The organism is Micromonospora maritima (assembly GCF_902825405.1).
In the GTDB taxonomy this organism is placed as follows: Bacteria; Actinomycetota; Actinomycetes; order Mycobacteriales; family Micromonosporaceae; genus Micromonospora; species Micromonospora maritima.
Map to the genome: position 1 here is coordinate 1 of NZ_CADEAU010000362.1, position 5,521 is coordinate 5,521.

Annotated in this window: 5 protein-coding genes; 1 reads left to right on the forward strand and 4 read right to left on the reverse strand. The window is 74.7% G+C overall.

Annotated features, from left to right (window positions below; genetic code table 11):
• On the reverse strand, nt 1–1,446 hold a 1,446-nt coding region (locus HUW36_RS24420; RefSeq protein WP_174530312.1), incomplete at its 3' end, for a type I polyketide synthase.
• A gap of 229 nt (nt 1,447–1,675) precedes the next feature.
• Here HUW36_RS24420 and HUW36_RS24425 point away from each other — a divergent pair.
• On the forward strand, nt 1,676–2,434 hold the full coding sequence (locus tag HUW36_RS24425) for a thioesterase II family protein (protein ID WP_281357555.1): 759 nt from the start codon (nt 1,676–1,678) through the stop codon (nt 2,432–2,434).
• A gap of 64 nt (nt 2,435–2,498) precedes the next feature.
• On the opposite strand, the gene HUW36_RS24430 is transcribed toward HUW36_RS24425, so the two are convergent.
• From HUW36_RS24430 to HUW36_RS24440, 3 genes are all read right to left on the reverse strand, one after another.
• Complete coding sequence (locus HUW36_RS24430) at nt 2,499–3,386, reverse strand: SAM-dependent methyltransferase (protein WP_174530313.1); 888 nt, start codon at nt 3,384–3,386, stop codon at nt 2,499–2,501.
• Between the two features lie 29 nt (nt 3,387–3,415).
• On the reverse strand, nt 3,416–4,978 hold the full coding sequence (mhpA, locus tag HUW36_RS24435; protein WP_174530314.1) for a bifunctional 3-(3-hydroxy-phenyl)propionate/3-hydroxycinnamic acid hydroxylase MhpA: 1,563 nt from the start codon (nt 4,976–4,978) through the stop codon (nt 3,416–3,418).
• A gap of 28 nt (nt 4,979–5,006) precedes the next feature.
• Nucleotides 5,007–5,521, reverse strand: a 515-nt coding sequence (locus HUW36_RS24440) for an acyl carrier protein (RefSeq protein ID WP_174530315.1), incomplete at its 5' end; no start/stop codon positions are given.

Sequence of the window (5,521 nt, forward strand, 5' to 3'; positions counted from 1 at the left end):
CGCCGACACCACCCAGGACAGGACCGGCGGTGGGGGCACCGGGCCCGCCGCCGCGTCGGCCGCGACCGGCTCGGGCGCCTCCAGGATCACGTGGGCGTTGGTGCCGGAGATGCTGAACGACGACACGGCGGCCCGCCGGGGCCGGTCGACCGCCGGCCAGGGCCGCGCCGACGTGGCCAGCTCGACGGCGCCCGCCGACCAGTCCACCTTGGACGACGGCGCGTCGACGTGCAGCGTCGCCGGCACGGTGCCGTGCCGCATGGCCTGCACCATCTTGATCACACCGGCCACGCCGGCGGCGGTCTGGACGTGGCCGATGTTCGACTTCACCGACCCCAGCAGCAGCGGCGCGGTCCGGTCCTGCCCGTACGTGGCCAGCAGCGCCTGCGCCTCGATCGGATCACCCAACGTGGTGCCGGTGCCGTGTGCCTCCACCACGTCCACCTCGGACGGGGACAGCCGGGCGTCGCTCAACGCCGCGCGGATGACGCGCTGCTGCGCCGGACCGTTCGGCGCGGTGAGCCCGTTCGACGCCCCGTCCTGGTTGACCGCCGAACCGCGTACCACCGCGAGGACGCGGTGGCCGAGCCGGCGGGCGTCGGCGAGGCGCTCGACCAGGAGCACGCCGACGCCCTCGCCGAGCGCGGTGCCGTCGGCGGCGTCGGCGAACGCCCGGCACCGGGCGCCGCGGGAGAGGTTGTTCTGCCGGGTGAAGTCCACGAAGATCGACGGCGTCGGCAGCACGGTCACGCCGCCGGCCAGGGCCAGGTCGGACTCGCCGGACCGCAGCGACCGCACGGCCAGGTGCAGCGCCACGAGCGACGACGAGCAGGCGGTGTCCACGGTGACTGCCGGTCCCTCGAACCCGAGGGCGTAGGACACCCGGCCGGAGGCGACACTGCCGGCGCTGCCCAGCCCCAGATAGTCGGCGACCCCGTCGGGCACGTCGACGGCACCGGCGGCGTAGTCGGCGTGGGTGAGGCCGGCGAAGACACCGACCCGCGCGCCGCGCAGGGCGGTCGGGTCCACCCCGGCCGCCTCGAACGCCTCCCAGGACACCTCCAGCAGCAACCGCTGCTGCGGATCCATGGCCGACGCCTCGCGGGGCGAGATGCCGAAGAACGCGGGGTCGAAGTCGGCGGCGCCGGCCAGGAAGCCGCCCTCGCGCACGCAGGAGGTGCCGGGCCGTTCCCGGTCCGGGTCGTAGAGGGTGGCCAGGTCCCAGCCCCGGTCGTCGGGGAACGGGCCGATCGCGTCGCCACCGGCGGCGACCAGGTCCCAGAGCGCGTCCGGCGAGCTGATCCCGCCGGGGAAGCGGCACGCCATGCCGACCACGGCGATCGGCTCGTGGGCCGAGTCCTCGACGTCGCGGAGCCGTTGCCGGGTCCGCCGCAGGTCGGTGGTGACCCTCTTCAGATACTCCCGGAGCTTCTCTTCGGTGTCCATCAACCTGGCCCTTGGTCGGCGGGGACCGGCCGTTGTCCGGCGCGCACACGTCATCCGGGAGCCACGGGTCCCCTCTGCGGGGAAGCTATGGCGTCGCGCTGAGCTGCGACAACCCCTAACCCGTACGGCCGGTCGGCTAGGGGTGGCCGGGCCGGCGGCGGCGCGGTTAGCGTCCGGTGGACCGCCCTGGCGCCCGTCGCGGCGCCACCGCCGGAAGGACCGCGTGACGATGACCGACCACGACAACGGCCTGTGGGTACGCCGGTTCCACCCGGCCCCGGCGGGCGCCCCGCGCCTGGTGTGCCTGCCGCACGCCGGCGGGTCCGCGAGCTTTTTCTTCCCGGTGTCCCGGGCGCTGTCGCCCACCGTGGAGGTGCTCAGCGTGCAGTACCCGGGCCGGCAGGACCGCCGTCAGGAGCCCTGCGTGCCGACCATCGGCGAGCTCGCCCGGCAGGTGACCGACGTGCTGCGCCCGTGGACCGACCGTCCACTGGCGATCTTCGGGCACAGCATGGGCGCGACGCTGGGCTTCGAGGTGGCGAGGCTGCTGGAGGCGGAGACCGGCACGCCGGTGGCGCACCTGTTCCCGTCCGGCCGGCGGGCGCCGTCGTGCCAGCGGCACGAGACCGTGCACCTGCTCGACGACGACGGCCTGCTGGCCGACGTGCGGAAGCTCAGCGGCACGAACTCGGCGGTCCTCGGCGACCCGGACATGCTGCGCGCGGCGCTGCCGGCGATCCGCAGCGACTACCGGGCGGCCGAGACCTACACGTACGCCGACGGCCCGAAGCTCACCTGCCCGGTCACGGTGTTCACCGGCGACGCCGATCCGAAGACCACGGTGGACGAGGCGAAGGCGTGGGCGGAGCACACCACCGGCCCGTTCGACCTGCACGTCTTCCCGGGCGGGCACTTCTTCCTGGCGTCTCACCAGCCGGCGATCCTGCGTACCCTCTCGGCGGCGCTGACCCGCACGGCGGTCGGCTGACCCGGCGGGCCGCGACAGGTGTCGGCCCCCGCCGCCCGGGCCGGGCGGCGGGGGCCGCGGTCGGTCAGGGCTTCTGCGCCACGGCGATGACGTAGTCGAGCAACCCCAGCTCCTTCTTGATCAGGTCGGCGTCGCGCCAGTGGTTGGCCATGCCCTTGACCGCGCTGCCGTCGACGGCGGCGCGGAACGCCGGGTCGGCGGGACGGGCGGCCTGGAACCGCCGCCAGCCCTCCCAGGTGCGGTCGGCGATGGAGTGGACCTCGACGTTGCCGAAGCCGGCGGCGGTGAGCTGCTCGCCGTAGGTGCGGCGGTCGTGCCAGTTCTCGTCCGGCAGGCTGAACTTGACGAAGCTGAGCGGACCCGAGTTGATCGACATGCGCGGGGTGTCGTTGCTCAGCGGGATGATGTCGGCGGTGGCCAGCGTGCCGCCCGGCCGCAGCACCCGCAGCGCCTCGGCGAAGAACGCGCTGCGCGGGTGGAAGTGGAACGCCGACTCCAGCGCCACCACCCGGTCCACGCTGGCGTCCGGGAACGGCAGCGCGGTCGCGGTGCCGAGCTGGAAGTCGGCCCGGTCGGCCAGCCCCTCCCGGCGGGCGCGTTCCTGGGCGTGCTCGACGTGCCGGGGGGTGACGTTGACGCCGTGCACCCGGGCCACCCGGCGGTCCCGCAGCCAGGCGAAGTCCTGGTCGCCGTAGCCGAAGCCGACGTCCAGCACGGTGTCGTCGGGCTTGAACCCGGCGGCGTCGGCGAGCTTGTTCGCCAGCGCCTCGCCGGCCACGTCGATGCTGGTGACGCCCTCCTCCCAGTAGCCGACGTTCATGTAGCGGGAGGTCCGGGCGGCGAACTCGACGTCCGGCGACTGGATCTCGTAGAACCGGCGGACCCGGGTCACCGGGTCCTTGGTGGCCAGGGTCCGGACGACCCGGCCGAGGGTGCGGAGGTTCTCCAGCATGTCAGCTCCTCAGGGCTGGAAGGGGATGGTCAGGGCTGCAGGGCGGGGGCGGAGACCTGCCGACGCAGGTCGTCCACCAGGGTCGCCGCGGCGTCCGGCCCGGTCGCCGCGCCGAAGAGGTAGAAGTCCGGGCGGATCAGCGCGGCGTCCGCGCCGGCCAGCCAGGACAGGTACGTGCCGTCGAGGTCGACCGGGTCGTCGGCCGCCGGGTCGCCGTCGGCCGGCCGCACGGTCAGCCGGTACGCGCCGAGGTCGTCGAGGAACGCGGCGGCGTCCGGGTCGAGCGCCGCCGGTTCCCGGGTGAGCAGCACGAAGCCGACGCCCACCACGTCGTCGAAGCCGCCGGTGCGCCCGCCGACGGACACCCGGCCCTGCGGCGCGGGTTCCCCGGCGCGCGGCGTGGGCGTGCCGTCGGCGTCGCGGTGCAGCACGCCGTCGACGATCGCCTCGCGCAGCGAGCGGACGTGCCGCTGCTGGGTACGCCGGCGCAGCGCGGCCAGCATCACCGAGTCGCGGCCGGCGGCCTTCTTCGGGTCGGTCTCGCAGATCACCGCACCGGAGTCCATCGACATCCGGATCGCGTGCTGCACGTGCGCCCGCCGCTCCACCTGGTAGGTGTCCAGCAGCGCCTCGCCGGCGAGGCCCCGGCGCACCAGGTCCAGCTTCCAGGCCAGGTTGACCACGTCGCGGAAGCCGGAGCTCATGCCCTGCCCGAGGAACGGCGGCATGACGTGCGCGGCGTCGCCGGCCAGGAACACCCGGCCGCGCCGCCACACGTCGGCGGAGCAGGCCTGGGTGGTGTAGACGCCGTAGCGGTCCAGCCGGGCGTTGTCCGGGGTGATGTCGAACAGGCCGAGCAGCCGCCAGGCGCTGGCCTCGGTGCGGAACTCCTCCAGGGTCTCGCCGGGCACCCGCATGAACTCCCAGCGCCTGTGGTCCGGCCCGGCCGAGACGGCGGTACGCGGGCGCGCCGGGTCGCAGATCTGCAGGTTGTTCGGCCGGAACTCGCGCGGGGTGTGCAGCACCACGTCGCAGACCAGCCAGTCGTGGGTGAAGTCCAGGTCGGTGACGCCCGAGCCGAGCCAGCCCCGGACGAAGCTGTTCGCGCCGTCGCAGCCGAGCACCCAGGAGGCGGTGAACGTGTGGCTGCCGCCGTCGCCGTCCACGGCGGTCACCTCGACCCGGTCGCCGTGGTCGGCCAGCCCGGTCACCTCGACGCCCCGGCGCACCTCCACCCCGGGCAGCGCCGCGCCCCGCTCGGCCAGCCGGTCCTCCAGGCCGGGCTGGTAGAACGAGGTCGAGTCGGGCCAGCCGGCCGGCCCGTCGGCGGCGGCGCGCACGTGCAGCAGGGTGCGCCCGAAGCCGTTCTTCCAGGTGTACTCACCGGACAGCTCGGTCACGTCGGCGAGCCGGTCGGCCACCCCGCAGGCGGCGAGGATCCGGCTGGCCTCGCCGTCGTAGGAGACCGCGCGCGGCATGCTGTACGGGGTGGTCCACTTCTCCAGCACCCGCACCGTGAACCCGCGTTGCGCCAGCAGGATCGCGGCCACCTGGCCCACCGGGCCGTAGCCCACGATCAGTACGTCGGTCATCGCCGTCCCTCGTTCGTCCGCTGGGCCGCTACAGCCCGAGTTCCGTGTCGATCAGGCTGAAGATCTCGTCGTCGCTGGCCCGGTCGAGGTCCAGGTCGTGGTCGTCGGCGGAGGCGCCGCGCATGGTCCGCCACTTGGCGACCAGCACCTCCAGCCGCGCCGCCACCTGGCCGTGCAGGTCGGCCTCGACGGTCGTCTCGGCCAGCGCCCGCTCCAGGCGTTCCAGCTCGGCCAGGACCGCCGGGGCGGCCTGCCCACCGTCGGGCACGAGCCGGGACCGCAGGTACGCGGCGAGCGCGGCCGGGTCCGGATAGTCGAAGACCGCGGTGGCGGGCAGCCGCTCCCCGGTCGCCTCGGTGAGCCGGTTGCGCAGCTCGACGGCGGTGAGCGAGTCGAAGCCCATCTCGTGGAAGGCCTGGCCCTCCCGGATGGCGTCCGGGCTGCCGTGGCCGAGCACCGCCGCAGCGGTGGCCCGGACCAGGTCGAGCAGCAGCGCGGCCTGTTCCGCGCCGGTGAGCGCGCGCAGCCGCGCGCCCAGGTCCG

What these genes read in the sequence shown, in the direction of transcription:
- HUW36_RS24425 (WP_281357555.1), top strand. Translation starts at nt 1,676, where the DNA reads ATGACCGACCACGACAACGGCCTGTGGGTACGCCGGTTCCACCCGGCC.
- HUW36_RS24430 (WP_174530313.1), bottom strand. Translation starts at nt 3,386, where the DNA reads ATGCTGGAGAACCTCCGCACCCTCGGCCGGGTCGTCCGGACCCTGGCC.
- mhpA (WP_174530314.1), bottom strand. Translation starts at nt 4,978, where the DNA reads ATGACCGACGTACTGATCGTGGGCTACGGCCCGGTGGGCCAGGTGGCC.